The sequence below is a fragment of the Nostoc sp. LEGE 12454 genome (assembly GCF_056620565.1).
In genome coordinates this window covers 64,895-86,577 of sequence record NZ_JBWQXL010000003.1, presented here as the reverse complement: position 1 = coordinate 86,577, position 21,683 = coordinate 64,895, and the positions used below count along the sequence as shown (strand labels likewise).

Here is a 21,683-nt window from a genome sequence, read left to right as displayed (position 1 = left end):
ATAGCGAACTAATCAATCAACATCTCTCAAGATAATATGTTTTTTTAAGTCAAAACTGATTATACCTTCTTCTTGTAATTTACCCATCAATCGTGTAATTGTTACTCTGGTGGTACAGCAGGCGCTAGCAATATCTTCGTGAGTAAAGCGAACATTTAGGCGAGTTCCCTCTGGTACAGTTTCACCCATTTCTCGTTTCAAAAATTGTAATAGATGGTGCAAGCGTTCTTGTACCCGCCGTCTGCCACAAATTGCTAAAAAAGATTCTGTTTGCTGTAACCGCTGCTTAATTTTTGGTAGAAGTATATGGCTCAGTGTTGCAGAAGCTGATACTTCTGCTGCATAAATTGACACTAACTCAACATCAGCAAGCGCTGTTGCTTGGTAAATGTCTAAAGATGTCAAACTAGAGCCAAAAACCATTCCTGCTGTTGCCAATCCGATTAGCACTTCTTCACCCGTTTCACAGTAGGTACTGAGTTTCACCAAACCTTGAGAAACATACCAAATTACTAATGGGTTGAGGGGAATAGTTTCTCCTTTATCATATTTATGTAGGGGGCGATTGTTGAAAATGTCACTCTTGTCTTTAACTCTTGCTGATTCTAACTGCTGACGCTGGGTTATATTACGCACCATCCAGCGCAGAGAAATTGCCTTACCCTGCTGATTGCGGACAACTGTCACTGTCAAAGCTGCATAAAATAGCTCGCCATAACGTTGTTGCAAACGTACCAATAACTCTTTAACTTTGTCTGATTGCAATACCTGTATCAGTTCGTTGCGAACTTGCTGACGTTCTTCTACAAGCACAAAGTTAACTATTGGTTTTCCCACTAAAAAATGCTTGGAAACATTCAACAACTTAGCTGCGGTGAGGTTAGCTTCTTGGATGATTCCTTCTGTATTAGTCACTAAATAGCCGTCTGGCGCTAACTCGAATAAATCTTGGTAGTGATAGCGTTCTGCTTCTAGCCAATTCCGTGTTTTTGCTAGTTCCTCGTTTTGCTGATAAAGTTCCTCTGCCGCTAACTGTACTATCTTTGAGGTGTTATGGAGTTCCTTAAAAGCTTCCGGCAACAAATCAGGGGAAATCCAAGGTAATAAACTAGCAGTTTGGTATAAATCTGCTAAACGCTTGTGCAATATTTCTGTACGTTGGACAAATTTTTCTATGTTCACTTTAAATTCTCGCTATTTGCTTGCAGAAGTTGAGCAAAAAATCTACTAAGTAAATTCTAGAAAAAATTGCGGCATACCTAATTTTATTGAATGATAAATTTAACTTATTGTAAATTGCAATTTTTATGCAATTGAAGTCATAAAGTTTAGATTTATTTTAGGTTTTGGACAATTTATATCCTCCAGGCACTACAGATGGGCCAGTTTTTAAATGGCATGTGTAGCATTCAACCTAGATGCTCAAAGTAAAATTGAATCTAGCAAATTACAAAGTATCTCCTAAGATATTTGTTTACTAAAAAGTTTACAGGGTTTTGCTAAGTATTACTTCTACCCTTGGTGGTAAAATTCTGTAAACTCAGCTAAATACGAGTACCAAATCTGCCATCTAAGATTATGCTAATTTTTGACTAAACTGATAAGCCAGTCAAAATGATGGCACTAGCAAAGAGCAGAGACCACACTCGGAAAACCTTACATCTTAACCTTCATTTCTGACTATTATTGTTGAATCCGTTTTGTCATTCCCCCAATAAATGTTTTAGTTGCTAATAATAATTGTTTCCATTTTACTAAGAATAACTGATAAGACCTTCCCTAACTTCCGTCACAAGAATCAAGCGACTACTACCAAAGATATAGAATCTAAGTTAAGTTCGTTGGTGATTCTGAATACTTCGCCTATTAATAAAATTCATAACAAGATTCCCAACTTCTTTAAGAGAACGTTTTAAAAGTATTATTGCTAACACCAAAAGCTTAGAAATCTAAACCTTACTCCTTGGTAGGGCTTAGATTTCATATCTACGCTAGGTACTTCTCCTTTAGCGCAGACCTTCCCAATTTCTTTAAGAAGTTGGGAAGGTCTGCCTTTCCATTTTCAAATTCATTATAAAACTATCTGACGCGGGTAAGAGTAAAACTACTGAGAACAAGCAATGGTCAAACTACTATATCTAGAATTGCAAAGATAAATATTAATAAGTTAAAAAGCTTTGTATAGCCAATCACGTATGAACTTAATAATTATCCGCCTCTTTAGTTAGAGGATAAATGAAGTAGTAAGCTGGTGTAATTTAACAATGCGTAACAGCTAATCAACGCGCAAGTTACAAGGAGTGATGAGTGAGGTGTCAATGCGATAAAATCTCATCATTCCTTTTTACTTACATCAGTTTATGAGCCAATACGCTTGGGTTAGCCCCAAAAACCCTAAACTACGTAGGTTGGGAAGCCACTGCGCCCTTGCGGTTTGCCGACTTGTACCCCTACGGGGAAGCAAGCTACGCTTTTAGCGTTCCCTTCAGGTAGCAAGTGGCGTTTGAGGAACGAAACCCAACATTTGCAGGACTTTGTTGGGTTGCGCAAAGTTTCAACCCAACTTTTCTTGCATGAAGCGATCGCACAGCGTATTGAGTAGGGTAACTTAGAAGAATCAAAAGATGTTTTAGGATTGCTGCTAGCAGCTGTTGATGAAGACGGCAATAAGTTGAGCGAAGCACAGATAATCAACGAGGCATTATTACTAAAAAATCAAATTTACCCGGAGTCCCGCGATTTTGAGCAATGGCAGCATTAGGTATAAAAAGACCAGTAATTAGCAGAGAAGATGCAATCAAAAGTTTCTTAATCTGCATAAAAACAGTTAGTTTCCATTAAAAATAAAGTTATATACGATACATTGTTAAGGGTCAAGAATCAAACTGCTTTGGGGAGTCATTTGTCATTAGTTATTCTCCCTTTGCTCCCCCTGCCTCCCCTGCTTCCTCATCTCCCCAATCCCCGATTATCAATGAATTTAGAAAAAGCAAATCTTGGTAGGGATTCTGGGATATCCTTAGATAAGTGAAAGATTTGCCAAAAATAGTAAGAATGAAGCTGGCAGCAAGAGTAAGTCAGGTAACACCTTCATTAACCTTAGCGATCGCAGCCAAGGCTAAGGCACTGAAGGCGGAAGGAATAGATGTTTGTAGTTTTAGCGCTGGAGAACCAGATTTTGATACCCCAGCGCATATTAAAGCCGCAGCAGTAAAAGCTTTGGATGAAGGCAAAACCAAATATGGTGCAGCAGCCGGAGAACCAAAGTTAAGGGAAGCGATCGCCCACAAGCTTAAAACCGACAATGGTCTTGATTACAAGTCAGAGAATGTGATTGTCACCAATGGCGGTAAGCATTCTCTGTACAACTTAATCGTGGCATTGATCGATCCAGGTGATGAGGTAATTATCCCTGCACCCTACTGGCTAAGTTATCCCGAAATGGTGACTTTGGTCGGTGGAGTCCCGGTGATTGTGCCTACAGATGCCACGACGGGTTATAAAATTACTCCCGAACAACTCCGTAAAGCAATTACGCCGAAGACGAAGTTATTTATCCTCAACTCTCCATCTAATCCCACTGGGATGGTGTACACGCCAGATGAAATCAAAGCACTGGCGCAGGTAGTAGTTGATGCAGATATCTTTGTTGTCTCTGATGAGATTTACGAAAAGATTCTCTACGACGGTGCAGAACATATCAGCATCGGTTCTCTTGGGAAGGAAATTTTTGACCGTACTTTGATTAGTAATGGGTTTGCGAAAGCTTATTCTATGACTGGGTGGCGTCTCGGCTATTTAGCGGGGCCCGTAGAAATCATTAAAGCAGCGAGTTCCATCCAAGGGCATAGTACATCTAACGTGTGTACCTTTGCCCAATATGGTGCGATCGCGGCGCTACAAAGTCCTCAAGATTGTGTCGAAGAAATGCGTCAAGCCTTCGCCAAACGACGACAGGTGATGCTAGACAGACTCAACGCCATTCCCGGATTGAGTACTGTAAAACCAGATGGCGCTTTTTATCTGTTCCCTGATATCAGCAAAACCGGTCTAAAATCCCTAGAATTTTGTGACGCTTTACTAGAAGAACATCAAGTTGCTGTCATTCCCGGAATTGCTTTTGGCGCTGATGACAACATTCGCCTTTCCTACGCCACAGATATGGCAACGATTGAAAAGGGAATGGATAGATTAGAGAAATTTGTCAAGTCGCGTATTTAGTTGGTTGTCATTTGTCAGTTGTCACTTGTCATTTGTGAGGAGTATTTCTCTACTCTTCAACTATTTAACTCCACCTTTTCGACTTAGAACTGGTGGAGTTCATTTTTAAAGCTCAAGTTCCGTGTTCCGAAGTTCAAGTTTCGTGTTCCGAAGCTCAAGTTTCGTGTTCCGAAGCTCAAGTTCCGTGTTCTGAAGTTCAAGTTTCGTGTTCCGAAGCTCAAGTTTCGTGTTCCGAAGCTCAAGTTTCGTGTTCTGAAGCTGAAATTTCGTGTTCCGAAGTTCAAGTTCTAGGGGTTTTTAGTAAAACATCGCTTGTTTCATTGGCTCTATGTTATCTAAAAACAACTCACGGGATTCAAGATAATATAAGATTGCTTCAATAGGATCTCGTGCTTCGGTTGGGTAATACCTTTGTTCGTATGCTTTCACAAGCGTAGTTAAAACTTCCAAGCGGTCAAACTCTGGTGTATTTAGTTCTGCATCAAACAATCTTTCAATTTCATCAAGTGCAGCACGATAATCAGCTTCGGTATGGATAAGATGGGGTTCAAGCATAGGTATTTCTCCTTCAAATACTTATTACATCTACGTTCTCGTATTCTTTAAATAATTATGGACGTGTGGGCAATTATGCTGCCAACACCAGCGAATATGAACAAAATATACGAAATAACTTTATCTCTTCATTTATAAAATGAAAAGTTTGATACCGCCAAAAATTTTGATTTAAACTTTTGGGTTGATATTTTTAGATTAGGTAACAATCGGGGAGAACTAGGGGAGCAGGGGAGCAGGGGAGCAGGGGAGCAGGGGAGCAGGGGAGCAGGGGAGCAGGGGAGCAGGGGAGCAGGGGAGCAGGGGAGCAGGGGAGCAGGGGAGCAGAGGAGAAGTTGCAGTAAGTCTTTCCCCTCTGCCCCTCTGCCCCTCTGCCCCATCACCTCTACATCAGCTGCATCTCTTGTAATCCCTGGCGTAGTCTCTTTGCCTCTTCGGGATTATACCTTTCGTGAAGGGCGATCGCTTTTTTAAAAGCTGTTAAACTATCTTGATGATTGCCAACTTTCAGCAACACTACCCCCAAATTCTGATATGCTTCAGCATAGTTGGGATTTAAGGTAATTGCATGTTGATAATATACGATCGCATCTGCAAATAAACCCAAAGCCTTAAATGTCATCGCCAAATTATAATGTCCAAAAACGAAAGTAGGATCGATTTTCAAAGCTGTGGCATAAGCAGTTTTTGCACCGTTGAAATCTCCTGCTGCTTTGAGTAAGTTACCCAAGTTGTTGTATGCTCCTAGTTTGAGCATGGGATAAATTGGCAATTTGATGGCAGCTTGATAGTGATAAATCGCTTGTGGGGATTTTTGCAACCGACTGTAGGCAATGCCTAAATGATAATGGAGTTCATATAAAATATCGTAGTTGTCTTCAGCAAGGGTGATTCCATGTCTGAGCAAATCCATACCTTGAGAAATTTTCCCAGTTTGCACATACAACGCTCCTAATTTACTGCAAACATAGGGATCGTTGGGATGAGTTGCGAGAAACCCTTCCATCGCTGTAGTGGCTTTGGCATATTTGTTATTTTGAGCGATCGCACTTTTTTGATATCCTGTGTGTATAAGTGCAACTCCAGGTAAATAACCTATTTGCCAGTGGGGTTCTTTGGTTAAAATTTCTGATACACTATCATCTACTAAAGCATGGTAAGGCCGGTCAAAACGAATATCTGGATGATTGCGGAATAGCCTGGAAACCAGAGAATAGGGAGATTGTTCTGCACCAACTTCTTGGCGGACGAGGTTGAGGAGCAAATATTCATCTCTTGCGATCGCCTCTCGTAACTGCGGTACAATTGCTGGAGTCAGAGTTTCATCAGCATCTAATACCAAAATCCAATCACCAGTGACATATTTGAGAGCTGCATTGCGGGCAGCACTGAAGTCATTACACCATTTAAAATGATGAACTTTTGCACCGAGTTGTTGGGCAATATTGGGAGTGCGATCGATTGACCCTGTATCCAAGACTATCATTTCATCCACTACTTTTCTCACACTGCTCAGGCATTTAGGCAGTGTTGCTGCTTCGTTTTTCACAATCATGCATAGACTCAAACTCATAATTTAAAACTTGGGAGTAGGGAGTAGTGAATAGAGGGATAAGGGAGATGAGAAAGCAACATCTTTACTTTCTATTCCCTTTAACAGGGATAGACTCTGCATACTAAAAAATTTGCTTTGATTGTGAAATGTTACAATCAAGGCTTTTGTATAGAGCATAAATACTGGCAGATGGTATTAATGATGACGGTGTAATGGATAAACTGTCAATATAAATAACCAGTGTCAATTTATGCCGATCCATCTGAGTTTACAGGTAATATAAAATTGCTAGCGTAGACGTAGCACGCACTTCTCTACGAGATGCTGCGCGTAGCTTGCTTCCAAGTTCGCGGAGCGTGGGTTAGGCAAGTGGTACGACAAAGCTACTTCGACTACGCTCAGGGCAAGTCGCTCAGTACAAGTCTGTTACCATCAGAGACATCGCATCAGGGAATATTAACTGAATCTGGGTTGGACTAACTATTTAGCTGTTATTACCCATTTTTTATGATTATATAACTATAATACACATTATCTAAAAGTCATATATGTAATGAAAAACTCACTTACCAGAACATTCCAAAGATATTTGCGATCGCTTAAGCGTTGGTTCTCAGATACGCCAGAGAGGGCACTTTTAGAAGCTTACCAAGCAGCTCAGAGAATTAAAAATATTGAGAACGAACATTTTGATAACAAAAAAATATCTTTACAATCAGTAAATTATACTGAAAATGTAATGTCTTATTGGCAAGTATATCTTAATAAGAACCTAACTATTATTAAGATCAGGCTTGCAGAATTCCAGCTTAGTCGGGGAATTGTCAATATTTCTAATTCTGTTTTGTTAGAAAAATTGAAGGTTATTGATGAAGTAGTAGAGAAATATGCTATCAAAGGTGAAGTAATTAATAATACTCCCTTAGTGCCAAATTATCAGCCTTTAAACATTAATGATAACGAAATAAAAAAACAGCTAAATTCATCTCATATAAACGATCCTCAAATTAACCCTCCAATTCCAAAACCTAGAGTGCCTAAGAGTTCTGTTGGCAGAAGAATTAATAAAATTCAAGCAGATTTTGCACCGCAGACAGAAGAAGAATTTATCAGGAATTATCGCCTTTCTAAAGGTAGAACAATAATTGCCCTGCGATTTTTGATAGTTCTCATTATTGTACCGCTTTTAACTCAGTATTTATCTAAAGAATTTATCGTAACTCCAATATTAGAAAGGGTTAGAGGAGATAATGTAACTCAAATATTCATCAATTCTGACATGGAAAAAGAAGCTCTCCATGAATTACATAATTTTCAAGAAGAATTGAGATTTGAATATTTTATTAATGAAGCACCACCACTTTCTTCAGAGTTAACACAAGAAAAAGTCAAAAGTAAAGCAATTGAAATCTCGGAAGCATTTAGCAGAAAAAGTAATAGTAGCATTAGTAATGCTTTTGCGGATTTAATATCACTTTTTTCTTTTGGCATAGTTATTGCCATGAGCAAAAAAGAAATTGCGATCCTTAAGTCTTTTATGGATACCATTGTCTCTGGTCTGAGCGATAGTGCCAAAGCTTTTTTAATTATTCTGTTTACAGATATATTTGTCGGATTTCACTCACCAGATGGGTGGGAAGTCCTGCTTGCGGGATTGGCAGAACATTTAGGTCTACCAGCCACTAGAAATGTAATCTTTTTCTTTATTGCTACATTTCCTGTGATTTTAAACACGATCTTTAAATACTGGATATTCCGCTATCTCAGTCGTTTATCTCCATCGGCATTAGCTACATTAAAAGAGATGGACGAATAGTTTTTCAGGAGGCAGGAGATAGGAGGCAGGAGGCAGGAGGAACCCACGTTTTAAAACGTGGAATTTATCTTGGACGCTTTGTACCTCGCGCATTTTTTGCTGATACAATCCCTCTTTTAAACTGGGCTTTATACCCTGAAACTTTAGTTTTAATTAATACTTCTTTCCTCCTGCCTCCTGCCTTCTGCCTCCTGCCTTTTTTTGTAATTATCCAACGCCCAAATTCACTTACTTTGAGCAAAGAATCTATTTTTTTCCAGAAATCAATTAATTACAAATTACGAATTATTTTCACGCAATTGTCTTTTGATTCGCTAGGCTATGTATATCCTGGTTTTTCCGAAGTATACTATGGATTTTGAAAGCAAAGCTAATGCCTCAACTCCTACAGACAACATAGAGTTTGCTCAACCAACTACTACCCGTAAGCCACTGGAACTGCTGCGAGATACTGAGGCTTTACTTCGTCGCCCAACTGTAGCGAAACTGTCGCCGATTTTGCCATCAAAACTGAGTAATAGATTCCAAGCAGCCTCATCTTTGGCGGATGACTCCTTTAAGGAACTAGCAGAAATTGACCTAAATACTATTAGTGATTTTGAACTGCGTTCTGCACGAATTCTTATTGGCTTGAGCCTTGTTGGTTTTGGGGCGCTGATGATATTGGTGCTGCTGCTATATTTAAATACATTGCATCCAAAAACCAGTACAGTTGTACAGATTCGGGAATATTGGTATCAATATATTTGGTTTGTCTGTTTAGGTATCACAGGGATGTTTATCTTGGGTCGTGAAGCAATGCGTCCTATGCCCAAGCGGCGGAAGTAAGTAGATGAGAATAAATCGAAGTAGATTAAGTAATGTAATAAATCTTGAGATTAGTTCTTAGTCAGGGGTAAAGCCATCATTTGTTCGCGTAGCGTCTCGCAGAGAGGACTAAAGTCCTCATTACAAACTTTTAATTATTTACGTTGCTTTACTTAACTTTCAGGAATTAACGCTTCAAAATGTGCTTGTGTATTAAATAGTTGCTAGGAGATTTTATACATGAATCATGATGCTTTCATTGTTCCGCCAGGTTCAAAGATTTCTCTGAAAAAAAACTATGACCCAGCTTATAAAACTGATTTTCATCAAAAAAGTGATGCTGCAACCAAATTACAGGTAGATATTGAACGACTAGCTAATTACCAAAATATTCTCTATGCTCAAAACACCTATGCTCTGTTGATTATTTTTCAAGCAATGGATGCTGCTGGCAAAGACAGCACTATTAAACACGTAACTTCTGGTGTTAATCCGCAGGGATTTCAGGTGTTTAGTTTTAAGGGCCCCAGTGCGGAAGAATTAGACCATGATTACTTGTGGCGCTCAATGAAAGCTCTGCCAGAAAGAGGAAGAATTGGTATATTCAACCGTTCATACTATGAAGAAGCGCTAGTGGTTCGCGTACATCCAGAAATGCTTCAGAAACAACAACTTCCTCACATTCCTAATGGAAATAAGATATGGAAACAGCGTTTTGAAGAAATAAATAACTTTGAAAAATATCTGGTTGATAATGGCGTAATTATTCTGAAGTTTTTTCTAAATGTCTCTAAGTCAGAGCAGAAAAAACGTTTTTTAGAACGGATTGACTCTCCTGATAAAAATTGGAAGTTTTCAGATAACGATGTCCGAGAACGAGCTTTTTGGGATGATTATATGAATGCTTATGAAGAAGTTTTTAATAATACTAGTACTAAATGGGCACCGTGGTATATTATCCCTGCCGATCGCAAATGGTTTACACGCCTGACTGTTGCTAATATTATCTGCACAAAATTAGAAGAACTAAATCTGCAATACCCAAGAGTTAGTGAGGAACATAAGCAGCAACTTTTGGAAGCGAAACGTATTCTAGAGCAGGAAGATTAACCTGTGAATTCGCTCGGTAAAGGCAAAAAAATACTGAAGTAGCTCAGATATACCGTATGATATATATAAATAAGAATACAAAAATGTAACTTAATTAATGCTATTTGTAACTAAAGAAGTTACGCGGATAGTCATAAGCGCAAAATCATGATTGAAATGGCAGAAAATGCCAAAAATCATCCACCTCACTTTACTAATGCTGCCTTTGATATAGTGGCGATCGCAGCCTCAGCAGGCGGTCTGACTGCTATAGTTAAAGTGCTATCGACTCTACCTGCAAAATTTCCAGCCGCGATCGCCATTGTGCAACACCTTGCTCCCGAACATCCGTCGTTCATGGCAGAAATTCTCAGTCGGCGCACAGATATTACTGTCAAACAGGCACAAGAAGGAGATTACCTTACCCCAGGAACGGCTTACGTTGCCCCACCTAATCGTCACTTGTTGCTTAACGGTGACGGTACACTTTCCTTATCACAGTCTGAATTAGTACATTTTTTACGTCCTTCGGCTGACTTATTATTTGAATCAGTTGCAGCCACTTACAAAGACAGAGCGATCGCCCTTGTATTAAGTGGAACGGGTAGCGACGGCGCGATGGGAGTAGAAGCGATCAAAAAAATGGGTGGTACTGTCATTGTCCAAGACGTAAAAACTGCCGAATTTTCCGGAATGCCCTCCGCCGCAATTAACACTGGCAATGTAGATTTTATTCTCCCCCTTGATGAAATTTCCAGCACCCTAGTGACTTTGGTCATGGGAGAATCTAACTAACCAGAGGGGTAGGGGGCAGGGGAGCAGAGAGGCAGAGGAGCAGGGGAGCAGGGGAGCAGGGGAGATATGTTTTAGAATGCAAGTTAGTGTCACTATAAATTAATGAGTCTTTGAACTCCTTTAATGAGCCTTTGATACTCATTAATGAGGTTTTGAACTCCTTTAATGAGCCTTTGATACTCATTAATGAGGCTTTGAACTCCTTTAATGAGCCTTTGAACTCCTTTAATGAGGCTTTGATACTCATTAATGAGCCTTTGAACTCCTTTAATGAGTCTTTGATACTCATTAATGAGCCTTTGAACTCCTTTAATGAGCCTTTGAACTCCTTTAATGAGCCTTTGAACTCCTTTAATGAGCCTTTGATACTTGCAGACGTAGCTTGAAACTTTTCCCCCTGCCCCTCTGCCCCCCTGCCCCCCTGCCCCTCCCTAACCTATGACTTCCGCAGAAAAAGATCCTAAATTTGAAAATCTACTGGTTTATCTAAGACAAAGCCGGGGATTTGATTTTACAGGCTATAAGCGCTCGACTTTGATACGTCGAGTATTCAAGCGGATGCAGTCATTAACCATAGAAAATTTTGAAGAGTATCAAGACTATTTAGAAGTTTATCCAGAAGAATTTAATTATCTTTTCAATACGATTTTAATTAACGTCACTGCTTTTTTTCGAGATTCATCAGCTTGGGAATACATAGCAGAGGAAATACTGCCTAATCTGATTAAGAATAAAAAAGCTTCCGATCAAATCCGCATCTGGAGCGCTGGCTGTGCTTCTGGCGAAGAAGCTTATACCCTGGCAATGTTGATGGCCCAAATATTGGGAGCAGAGGAATTTCGCCAACGAGTGAAAATCTACGCCACAGATGTAGATGAAGATGCTCTCAACCAGGCTAGGCAAGCGGTTTCTTCAGCAAAAGATGTCCAAGATGTGCCAGATGAACTGCGGCAGAAATACTTTGATATTGTCGGAAATCGCTATATTTTCCGCCAAGACTTGCGCCGCTCAGTGATTTTTGGTCGCCACGATTTACTTCAGGATGCGCCCATTTCGCGCTTAGATTTATTAGTCAGCCGCAATACATTAATGTATTTTAATTCTGAAACTCAAGGGCGAATTCTGGCCCGGTTTCATTTTGCACTAAATGATAATGGCTATCTCTTTTTGGGAAAAGCAGAGATGCTATTGATGCATTCTAGTCTGTTTACGCCGCTGGACTTGAAAAACCGGATATTTACTAAGGTATCGACGGTGAATTTACGCGATCGCCTCTTAGTTATGGCAAATTCAGTAGATGATGAATCTAGCAGCCGTTTGGCTAGAAATCTCCGGCTGCGAGATTTGGGTTTTGATACAGCTCCAATCGCCCAAATAGTCGTTGATATCAATGGCACTCTGGTATTAGTAAACGAGCAAGCGCGGATTTTGTTCGGCCTTTTCCCCAAAGATTTAGCTCGTCCCTTCCAGGATCTAGAACTTTCCTATCGTCCTGTTGAATTGCGATCGCTAATTGAACGGGCTTATAACGAACGCCGCCCTGTAACCCTAACAAATGTAGAGCGCTATTTGTCTAACACAGAAACCCAATATCTAGATGTACAAATTACGCCTTTACAAGAAACAGACACTAGCTTTTTAGGGGTCAGTATCTCTTTTCATGATGTCACCCGTTATATTAAACTCCAAGATGCCCTGCAACGTTCCCAACAAGAATTAGAAACTACCAACGAAGAATTACAATCTACCAATGAAGAGTTAGAAACTACCAACGAAGAATTACAATCTACCAATGAAGAATTAGAAACTACCAACGAAGAATTACAATCTACCAATGAAGAATTGGAGACGATGAATGAAGAACTCCAATCTACTAATGAAGAATTACAGACAATTAATAACGAACTGAGCGAGCGCACCACAGAACTCAATCGCACAAATATTTTTATCATCTCTATTCTTAGAAGTCTGCAAACGGGAGTAGTGGTAATTGACAGCAACTTTAATATCTCTACTTGGAATTACATGGTAGAAGATTTATGGGGCTTGCGAACTGAAGAAGTGCTCGGCAAGTCTATCTTCAGCTTAGATATTGGGCTACCCGTCGAGCAGTTGCGATCGCCTATTCGGGAATCCCTATCCGGTAAAAAGCAGTTTCAAGAAATGATCCTCGATGCTACCAATCGTCGGGGTAGGCAAATAAAATGTTACCTAGCAATTACTCCGCTGCTTGGGATTGAAATGCAAGGAGCAGTTTTGATGATGGTAGATGTAGAGAGAGTCAGCAGTATGATTTCTACTCAAGAAATGGAGAAACGGCAGCAGCAGGAATGAGGGAGGCAGGGGGCAGGGGAGCAGGGGAGCAGGGGAGCAGCACTTCTCTACGAGAGGCTGCGCTCAGTGACCGGGAAGTAGGGGAGCAGGGGAGAAGTTAAGGATATTCCGTTAAAATCAATTTGCTACGATACTCAGCCAAATTTAAATTCTGGAGTTTTGTGACTCTGTGCTTACTCAGTTACCGACTATCAACGCCCTGAAACAGCCCACTAGTACTGCTTGGGTAGAACAAGCGATCGCTAATTTAGATATCATCTTACTCGACCACTCCCACTGCGAACGCAAAGCAGCAGGCGTGGCCTTGAACATGATGTTTCGCTACCCTTCCAATACTAAAATGGTTCGGGAGTTAACTGCGATCGCCCGCGAAGAACTAGAACATTTTGAGCTAGTTAACCAATGGTTAGAACGCCGGAATATTCCCCTAGCTCCCCTACCACCGCCTCCCTACGGCGCGGGTTTAAAAGCTCAAGTACGCCCCAAAGAACCTGAGCGATTTCTGGATTCCTTACTAGTCACTGGTTTAATTGAAGCTCGCTCTCACGAACGCCTGGGACTATTAGCTGCTCACTGTCCAGAGCCAGAGTTAGCAAAATTTTATCGTGGGCTAATGGCATCCGAAGCGCGTCACTACGGTATATATTGGGTTTTAGCTGCTACTTATTTCGACAAAGAAATTGTCATGCAGCGACTTGATGAATTAGCAATTGTCGAAAGCGAGTTGCTGGCGACTTTGCACCCAGAACCTAGAATTCACAGTTAGTAGACTAACCCAACAGATATGAAGCTTCAGCTAACACACCTGAGACTGCTTGTCTCCAACTACAAAGATTCTTTTCTGTTCTACCGGGATCTGCTGAAATTTGATGTCGATTGGGGCGATGAAAATAGCGGATATGCTGAGTTTAATACCGGATATCTCAAGCTGGGTTTACTCAAACAAGAATTAATGGCTGAAGTAGTCCCAAGAATTGAACAGCCTTCATACGTTGTCAATCGAGATAAAATAGTCTTGATTTTGGCAGTGGATAATGTGGATGAGGTCTATGAGCAAGTAAAGGCTCAAAATGCGCTCGTTGTGACTCAACCACAAGATCGCCCAAGCTGGGGAATCCGCACAGCTCATTTGCGCGATCCTGATGGCAATCTGATCGAAATCTACAACAATCTCGGAATTATCAGTTAAAAGTTCCTGCCAACAAGGTTATGAAGTAATTAATCATGAATTAGCATGATACAGAAATGGCTTTCTATTGTTGGCATTGGGGAAGATGGATTACAGGGGTTAAGCGCGATCGCTCTTTCTTTAATCGATCGAGCGAAAGTAATTGTGGGAGGCGATCGCCATTTAGCAATGCTCCCTACAGACGATCGACGTGAGAAACTAGTCTGGACATCTCCCATTAGTACTTCTGTAGAGGAAATCATCCAGCGTCGCGGCCAGTCAATCTGCGTACTCGCAAGCGGCGATCCCATGTGTTACGGCATTGGTGTCACCTTGATACGGCGAATTCCCGTCTCTGAAATGACGATTATCCCCGCACCTTCAGCCTTCAGCCTCGCCTGTGCCAGGGTAGGATGGTCTTTGACTGAGGTAGAAACCTTGAGTTTGAATGGTCGTCCATTCTCCCTACTCCAGTCTTACATTTACCCAAAAGCGCGGCTGTTGATTTTGAGTGAGGGTAAAGACACCCCAGCGATCGTTGCTCAAATTTTGACAAATCGCGGCTATGGTGACAGTAAAATTACCGTATTGGAGCGTATGGGCGGCGCTCATGAAAGAATTGTGGAAGGTACGGCTGCATCTTGGAGTGAAACCGAAGTAGCGGCTTTGAATGCGATCGCAGTTAATTGTATTGCCGATGCTGGGGTTATCCCATTGCCAAGATTACCAGGATTGCCAGATAACGCCTATCACCACGATGGACAGTTAACGAAGCGTGAAGTTAGGGCAATCACCCTAGCAGCTTTAGCACCCACACCAGGAGAATTATTGTGGGATGTAGGCGCGGGTTGCGGCTCAATTTCAATTGAATGGATGCGGAGTAATGCGCGATGTCGAGCGATCGCGATCGAACAAAACTCCTCTAGACTACTGTATATTGCTGACAACGCCGCCACTCTCGGTACTCCAAATCTGCAAATCATTGAAGGGAAAGCGCCCCATGCTCTGAAAGATTTGCCAGCACCAGACGCCATTTTTATTGGTGGTGGGGTTACAGCAATGGGACTTTTTGATGTTTGCTGGGAAGCACTGCGGCCGGGCGGGCGTTTAGTAGCGAATGTTGTCACGGTAGAGGGCGAGCAAACTTTATTTCAATGGCATGAACGAGTCGGTGGCAATTTAACTCGTATTGCCATTCAGCGAGCGGAACCTATTGGTAAATTTTTAGGTTGGCGAGCAATGGCGGCTGTGACGCAATGGGTAGTAGTGAAGTCTTAAAAATTGAATAAAGTTATGAGTGCGATCGCTTTTGTAATTTGGTGACAGCTTACGTAAGTTTTAATTTTTTATACACTATAGATTTTGTAAAATGTATCTTGCTGTCAAAACTATGAACAATTGTGAGTATATTCTCTACCTCTACAAACAGCAAAATGAATATCTGTCTGCGGTTAAAATGTTTAATATTTATGTGCGATCGCAGCATTTTTCAATTTTCGCTTTTTGAAGAAACTAAACATAAATAGCCGCTCATCAACCGTTAATACACTGATATTATTATACCTCAATTACTTACAATCTGCTGTCAATCAGTGATTAATAACCCTAATTTTGAACACCTTACAAAATTCCATTACTCACTGATAGTAGCTACTATGCTCTGGGTATACTAAACCAGAGAAAGAAAATTATCATCACTAGATGCAATGTTAGTAGAATCAGATAAAATATTTCCTATACTTGGCTATCGCATTATTAAGCAATTATATTCAGGTAAAAAAACCTTAGTTTATCGAGCTATCAGAGAAAAAGATCGGCAATCAGTTATTTTAAAACTGATGCGTAATGAAGATCCTAATTTTGCTGAAATTAATCAGTTTCACAATCAATACACTATTACCCAAAATCTTGAAATTCCAGGCATAATCAAACCAATAAACATAGAAAAATATCACAATAGATATGTGATAGTAATGGAAGATTTTGGTGGTATTGCCCTTAATATCTGGCAGCAAGAAGAGGAGAAAAAAGGAAATAATCCTGTTTCATTGAGTGAGTTTTTCGATATTGCCATTGAAATTAGTACAACTTTAGAACAGCTACATCGCCATCGCATCATTCACAAAGATATCAAACCTGCTAATATTTTGATTCATCCGAGCACAGGTAAGACGAGAATCATCGATTTTAGTATTGCTACTCTATTACCAAAAGAAATTCAATTTCTCACAAATCCCAACGTCCTAGAAGGTACTCTAGCTTATATTTCCCCTGAACAAACAGGACGCATGAATCGAGGTATAGACTACCGTACCGACTTTTATTCCTTGGGTATCACCTTCTTTGAACTCCTGACAGGGCAGTTACCATTTAGTACTACTGAACCGATGGAGTTAGTCTACTCTCACATTGCTAAAGAGCCGCCAAAAGCTAGCCATATTAACTCCAATATTCCTACAATTTTATCTGATATTATCAGCAAGCTGATGGCAAAAAATGCCGAAGACCGATATCAGAGCGCTCATGGACTCAGGTATGACTTGGAGAAATGTCAAAACCAATGGCAAGAGAAAGGAAAAATTACAACTTTTGAATTAGGAATTCGAGATATCTCAAATAATTTTGCCATTCCTGAAAAACTTTATGGTCGTCAAAGAGAGATTGAAATTCTCCTCACTACTTTTGACCGAGTGACAAAGGGAAGCACGGAAATGATTTTAGTCTCTGGTTACTCAGGGATTGGCAAAACTGCTGTGGTTAATGAAGTCCACAAACCCATTGCTAGACAGCGTAGTTACTTCATCAAAGGAAAATTTGACCAATTCCAACGTGATATCCCGTTGTTAGGATTGGTGCAAGCTTTGCGAGATTTAATTAGTCAAATACTTTCCGAAACAGATGCCCAAATTCAACAGTGGAAAACCAAAATATTATCGGCATTGAGTACGCAATCTCAGGTAATCATTAATGTAATTCCTGAACTGGAAATAATTATTGGCAAACAACCTGCATCTGCTGAACTTACTGGTAGCGCTGCTCAAAATCGTTTCAATTTATTGTTCCAGAGATTTATCCAAGTGTTCTCTACTAAAGATCATCCTCTGGCCATCTTTCTAGATGATTTGCAATGGGCTGATACGGCTTCCTTGAAGTTTATTCAATTATTAATGGATGGAACTTCTTCTGGCTTTGCTAATGATACAGAAAATCTATCTGAAAACAAAGGTAGTTTACTACTAATTGGTGCCTATAGGGATAATGAAGTTTCAAATCTACATCCGTTACATTTAACACTACAAGAGATTGCTAAGACAGGAGGCGTAATTAATACAATTAAACTCTTACCTTTAAGCCAGATTGATTTAAATCATCTAATTGCTGATACGCTGCGCTGTCCAGAAGTCATTGCTGTGCCTCTGACTCAAATGGTGTTTTTCAAAACTAAAGGAAACCCCTTCTTTGCATCTCAATTTCTCAAGTTATTATATGATGACGAATTAATTGAATTAAATGTTGATGCTGGTTATTGGAAGTACGATATTACCAAAATCAAAACTTTATCTCTTACAGATGATGTAGTAGAGTTCATGGGCATACAAATAGAAAAATTGCCCCAAAATGTACAAAATGTATTAAAAATATCTGCTTGTATTGGTAATGAGTTTGACTTAAAAACATTGTCACTTGTTAATGAAAAATCCGTAATAGATACTGCATCTGACTTATGGCAAGCGTTGCTTGAAGGACTAATTATTCCTCAAAAAGATGGTTGTAATTTTGTACCAGAAAATGATAGACAACTATTAAGTTTTTCAACTAGAGACTCAGAAAATTTCTCAGCAACTAATTATCAACTCCCCAGATATAAATTCGTACATGACAGAGTTCAGCAAGCAGCTTATTCTCTAATTCCCAAAGACCAAATCAAGCAAATGCACTTAAAAATTGGGCTGCTTCTTTTGAAAAATAGCCCAGTTGCTGAACGGGAAGAAAATATTTTTGAGCTTGTCAATCATTTGAATATTGCAGCTGAATTTATCACCCATCAAGCTAAACGTAATGAGTTAGCTGAAATGAATCTAATTGCTGGGCGTAAAGCTTTAGTATCAACAGCTTATTCATCGGCACTTAAGTATTTAACTACTGGAATTGAGCTACTAGCAGATGATAGTTGGGAAACTAAATATAATATCACCTTAGCTTTGTATAATACGGCAGCAGAAGCGGCATATCTTAGTGGTGACTTTGAATATACAGAGAAATTTGTCCAGGTTGTGTTGGTAAAAGCGAAAACTCCACTAGATCGAGCGAAAGCTTATGAAGTTGAAATACAGTCTTATGGTGCGCAAGGAAAAGAACTAGAAGCTGTCCATATTGCAAAAACCTTTTTGAAAACTTTGGGAGTAGAGTTTCCTACAAATCCCAGCCAATCAGATATTCAGTTAGCAATAGAAACAACATCTGTAACAATGGCTAATAGATCCATTCAAGATTTAATTGAACTGCCGGAAATTACAGAAGCACAACCACTGATAATCATGCGTATTCTATCTTGTACAATTGGTTTTGCTTATACAGTTGCGCCGGAATTATTCCTGTTGATTATTCTGAAACAGATCAATTTATCTATCAAATTTGGTAATTCTCCTTTCTCTGCTTTTGCATATGTGATGTATGGAGTAATGTTGTGTGGGGTAATAGGAGACATTGATTCTGGATATAAATTTGGGAAACTAGCTGATAGTTTGTTGTCTAATTTCCAAACAAGAGAAGTAACTGGCAAGGTTATGGAACCATTTAATCATTTTATCAGACATTGGAAAGAGCATCTAAAGCAAACATTAAAACCTTTACTTGAGACTTATACTATTAATCTCGAAGTAGGAGATATGGAATTTGCAGCTTATGCTCTTTCTGCTTACTGCCAACATGCATATTTTATCGGACAAGAACTTGTAAAACTTGAACAAGATATAGAAATATATAGCAATACTATTAGGCAAATAAAGCAAGAAAGAGTATTTTATTGGAATGAAATATTTCGGCAGACAGTCTTGAATCTTCTAGGAAATGTTAAAAATCCACAGAGTTTAATTGGTGAAGTGTATAATGAGGATAAAATGCTCCCACTTCATCTGAAAGCTAAAGATGGAGTAGCACTGTTTTACCTGTATTTCTGCAAACTTCACCTATCTTATTTGCTGGGCGATTACTCTCAAGCTCTTAAAAATACAGTAATGACAGAAAAGTACTTATATGCTGGTGTAGGCATGTTCGTTACTGCTCAATTCTATTTCTATGATTCATTAACACATCTAGCAGTATATTCTGATTTCGAGGAATTTGAACAAAAACAAATCCTGCATAGAGTGACAGAAAATCAGAAAAAAATGCAAAACTGGGCAGATCAGGCTCCCATGAATCACTTGCATAAATTTTATTTAGTAGAGGCAGAACGGCATCGAGTTGTTGGTCAATATCTTGAAGCAATAGATAATTATGAATATGCTATTTCCCTTAGCAAAGAAAATAAGTACATTAATGAAGAAGCTCTTGCTTGTGAATTAGCTGCTAAATTTTATCTCGAATGGGGTAAACAAAGAATTGCCCAATTATACCTCAATGATGCTTACTATTGCTATGTTAGCTGGGGAGCTTTAGCCAAAGTTTATGACTTGCAAAAACGCTATCCTCAATTACTTCTCCCCACGATTCAGCAAGAAGAACTTAGCTATTCTTACAGTAACAATAATTTACCTGAACTGGGTCTACACCTATCTACACTTAGCAATAAATCTACTCTGGTGACGAATGAAACTGTCATTGGCTCCAACACTAGTATTTCAGATATGTTAGATTTGGGAACTGTCATTAAAGCTTCTCAAGCAGTATCTGGAGAGATTGAATTGGAGGCACTCCTTTCTACTTTAATGGAAGTTGTGATGGAGAATGCAGGAGCTTCTAAATGTGTGCTGATATTGAGTGAAGCTAATAACTTAGACTTAACTATTGCAGCAATTAGTTGTGCTTCCACTTTTAGAGATCCTCACACAGAGTTTTTATCTATTCCTTTCGAGTCTACCGATCTTGTTCCTATTTCTTTGATTAATTATGTCAAACGAACCCAAGAAATATTAGTAATTGATGACATTACAGATAAAGCTTATTTTGCAGTAGATAATTATATTAACCGTGAGGAACCAAAAAGCATATTATGTATTCCAATGCTCAATCAAGGTAAATTGCTGGGGCTGATTTATCTTGAAAATAATTTAACTACAGGAGCATTTACACGCGATCGCCTAGAAGTTCTCAAGCTCTTAACTATCCAAGCTGCTATTTCTTTAGAAAATGCCATTCTCTACAATAATTTGGCTGAAGCAAACGAGCAATTGGAAGAATACAGTCATATCCTAGAGGAAAGGGTAATAGTAAGAACAGCAGAACTCAACGAAAAAAATCAGCACCTGCAAGAAGCTCTCGAAGAATTACAAAGTACCCAAAGTCAATTAATCCAAAGTGAGAAAATGTCTTCTTTAGGGCAAATGGTGGCGGGAATTGCCCATGAAATTAATAATCCCATCAATTTTATTCATGGTAATATTAATTACACAAGTGATTATGTTCAACAATTGCTTGATTTGATTAATATCTATCAGCAACAATATCCTCATCCCTCAGCAATAGTGGAGCAAAAAATCGAGGAAATGGATATACAATTCCTCACAGAAGACCTCCCAAGGGTTCTCGACTCGATGAAGGTGGGAAGTTCCCGTATCCGAAATATTATTCTGAGCTTACGTAACTTCTCTCGTTTAGATGAATCGGAAATGAAGCCTGTCAATATCCATGCAGGCATCGATAGTACTCTAATGATTTTGCAACACCGACTTAAGGAAAAGAGCGATTGCCCAGAAATTCAAGTCTTTAAAGAATACGCGCAACTGCCGGATGTTATTTGCTATGCTGGTCAACTTAACCAAGTGTTTATGAATATTTTAAGTAATGCGATCGATGCTTTAGAGGACTACAAGAATAAAGAAGATTCTCCCAGCAAAAATCCTCAAATTCGTATTCGTACTGAACTAGGAGAAGTAAACACGTTGAAGATTCGGATTGCTGATAACGGTTATGGCATGACTGCACAGGTGATGCAGAAAATATTTGATCCATTTTTTACCACTAAGGCAGTAGGAAGTGGTACGGGGTTGGGGTTGTCAATTAGTTATCAAGTGGTAGTGGACAAACATAAAGGTCAGTTAAGCTGTGAATCAACTCCGGGAAAGGGAACTGAGTTTGTGATTGAGATTCCAATGCAACAGTCCTAAATTTAATTTCTAAGC

At 39.5% G+C, this 21,683-nt stretch carries 14 protein-coding genes; 11 read left to right on the top strand and 3 right to left on the bottom strand.

The genetic code is table 11. From position 1 onward, the window contains the following. Nucleotides 1-12: 12 nt before the first annotated feature. Complete coding sequence (locus tag AC1F2U_RS04460) at nucleotides 13-1,182, bottom strand: PAS domain S-box protein (RefSeq protein ID WP_480260019.1); 1,170 nt, start codon at nucleotides 1,180-1,182, stop codon at nucleotides 13-15. Nucleotides 1,183-2,635: 1,453 nt separating this feature from the next. On the opposite strand from AC1F2U_RS04460, the gene AC1F2U_RS04455 reads away from it, so the two are divergent. Both AC1F2U_RS04455 and AC1F2U_RS04450 read left to right on the top strand, forming a co-directional pair. After that, the gene (locus tag AC1F2U_RS04455; protein WP_480260018.1) at nucleotides 2,636-2,761 is read left to right on the top strand and encodes a hypothetical protein; all 126 of its coding nucleotides are present in this window, start codon (nucleotides 2,636-2,638) and stop codon (nucleotides 2,759-2,761) included. Between the two features lie 293 nt (nucleotides 2,762-3,054). After that, on the top strand, nucleotides 3,055-4,221 hold the full coding sequence (locus AC1F2U_RS04450) for a pyridoxal phosphate-dependent aminotransferase (protein WP_480260017.1): 1,167 nt from the start codon (nucleotides 3,055-3,057) through the stop codon (nucleotides 4,219-4,221). Between the two features lie 297 nt (nucleotides 4,222-4,518). Here the strand turns inward: AC1F2U_RS04450 and AC1F2U_RS04445 are convergent, their stop codons facing one another. Further along, nucleotides 4,519-4,776 carry a helix-turn-helix domain-containing protein gene (locus AC1F2U_RS04445; protein WP_480260016.1) on the bottom strand — a complete coding sequence of 86 codons (258 nt, stop codon included), beginning with the start codon at nucleotides 4,774-4,776 and terminating at the stop codon, nucleotides 4,519-4,521. Nucleotides 4,777-5,161: 385 nt separating this feature from the next. Next, on the bottom strand, nucleotides 5,162-6,349 hold the full coding sequence (locus tag AC1F2U_RS04440; RefSeq protein ID WP_480260015.1) for a tetratricopeptide repeat protein: 1,188 nt from the start codon (nucleotides 6,347-6,349) through the stop codon (nucleotides 5,162-5,164). A 535-nt stretch (nucleotides 6,350-6,884) separates the two neighbouring features. Between AC1F2U_RS04440 and AC1F2U_RS04435 the strand changes: the two genes are divergently transcribed. The 9 genes from AC1F2U_RS04435 (at nucleotide 6,885) to AC1F2U_RS04395 (ending at nucleotide 21,668) form a co-directional block, all read left to right on the top strand. Continuing rightward, on the top strand, nucleotides 6,885-8,147 hold the full coding sequence (locus tag AC1F2U_RS04435) for a proton extrusion protein PcxA (RefSeq protein WP_480260014.1): 1,263 nt from the start codon (nucleotides 6,885-6,887) through the stop codon (nucleotides 8,145-8,147). 351 nt (nucleotides 8,148-8,498) lie between these two features. After that, nucleotides 8,499-8,975 (top strand): hypothetical protein, encoded by a 477-nt coding sequence (locus tag AC1F2U_RS04430; protein ID WP_480260013.1) that lies wholly within the window; start codon nucleotides 8,499-8,501, stop codon nucleotides 8,973-8,975. Between the two features lie 219 nt (nucleotides 8,976-9,194). Further along, nucleotides 9,195-10,064, top strand: coding sequence for a polyphosphate kinase 2 family protein (locus tag AC1F2U_RS04425; protein WP_480260012.1), 870 nt, complete (start codon nucleotides 9,195-9,197; stop codon nucleotides 10,062-10,064). Between the two features lie 147 nt (nucleotides 10,065-10,211). Further along, the gene (locus AC1F2U_RS04420) at nucleotides 10,212-10,838 is read left to right on the top strand and encodes a chemotaxis protein CheB (protein ID WP_480260011.1); all 627 of its coding nucleotides are present in this window, start codon (nucleotides 10,212-10,214) and stop codon (nucleotides 10,836-10,838) included. A gap of 438 nt (nucleotides 10,839-11,276) precedes the next feature. Beyond that, entirely contained in the window at nucleotides 11,277-13,172 is a 1,896-nt protein-coding gene (locus tag AC1F2U_RS04415; protein ID WP_480260010.1) for a CheR family methyltransferase, read from the top strand. Between the two features lie 169 nt (nucleotides 13,173-13,341). After that, nucleotides 13,342-13,938 (top strand): MiaE family protein, encoded by a 597-nt coding sequence (locus AC1F2U_RS04410; RefSeq protein ID WP_480260009.1) that lies wholly within the window; start codon nucleotides 13,342-13,344, stop codon nucleotides 13,936-13,938. A gap of 18 nt (nucleotides 13,939-13,956) precedes the next feature. Next, nucleotides 13,957-14,361 carry a VOC family protein gene (locus AC1F2U_RS04405; RefSeq protein ID WP_322672331.1) on the top strand — a complete coding sequence of 135 codons (405 nt, stop codon included), beginning with the start codon at nucleotides 13,957-13,959 and terminating at the stop codon, nucleotides 14,359-14,361. A gap of 45 nt (nucleotides 14,362-14,406) precedes the next feature. Continuing rightward, on the top strand, nucleotides 14,407-15,618 hold the full coding sequence (gene cbiE, locus AC1F2U_RS04400) for a precorrin-6y C5,15-methyltransferase (decarboxylating) subunit CbiE (RefSeq protein WP_480260008.1): 1,212 nt from the start codon (nucleotides 14,407-14,409) through the stop codon (nucleotides 15,616-15,618). Between the two features lie 428 nt (nucleotides 15,619-16,046). Further along, entirely contained in the window at nucleotides 16,047-21,668 is a 5,622-nt protein-coding gene (locus AC1F2U_RS04395; protein ID WP_480260007.1) for an ATP-binding sensor histidine kinase, read from the top strand. Nucleotides 21,669-21,683 lie beyond the last annotated feature (15 nt).

Bases quoted from the DNA above. Each gene is read 5' to 3' on its own strand.
- AC1F2U_RS04450 (WP_480260017.1), top strand. From the start codon at position 3,055: ATGAAGCTGGCAGCAAGAGTAAGTCAGGTAACACCTTCATTAACCTTA.
- AC1F2U_RS04445 (WP_480260016.1), bottom strand. From the start codon at position 4,776: ATGCTTGAACCCCATCTTATCCATACCGAAGCTGATTATCGTGCTGCA.
- AC1F2U_RS04440 (WP_480260015.1), bottom strand. From the start codon at position 6,349: ATGAGTTTGAGTCTATGCATGATTGTGAAAAACGAAGCAGCAACACTG.
- AC1F2U_RS04435 (WP_480260014.1), top strand. From the start codon at position 6,885: ATGAAAAACTCACTTACCAGAACATTCCAAAGATATTTGCGATCGCTT.
- AC1F2U_RS04430 (WP_480260013.1), top strand. From the start codon at position 8,499: ATGGATTTTGAAAGCAAAGCTAATGCCTCAACTCCTACAGACAACATA.
- AC1F2U_RS04425 (WP_480260012.1), top strand. From the start codon at position 9,195: ATGAATCATGATGCTTTCATTGTTCCGCCAGGTTCAAAGATTTCTCTG.
- AC1F2U_RS04420 (WP_480260011.1), top strand. From the start codon at position 10,212: ATGATTGAAATGGCAGAAAATGCCAAAAATCATCCACCTCACTTTACT.
- AC1F2U_RS04415 (WP_480260010.1), top strand. From the start codon at position 11,277: ATGACTTCCGCAGAAAAAGATCCTAAATTTGAAAATCTACTGGTTTAT.
- AC1F2U_RS04405 (WP_322672331.1), top strand. From the start codon at position 13,957: ATGAAGCTTCAGCTAACACACCTGAGACTGCTTGTCTCCAACTACAAA.
- cbiE (WP_480260008.1), top strand. From the start codon at position 14,407: ATGATACAGAAATGGCTTTCTATTGTTGGCATTGGGGAAGATGGATTA.
- AC1F2U_RS04395 (WP_480260007.1), top strand. From the start codon at position 16,047: ATGTTAGTAGAATCAGATAAAATATTTCCTATACTTGGCTATCGCATT.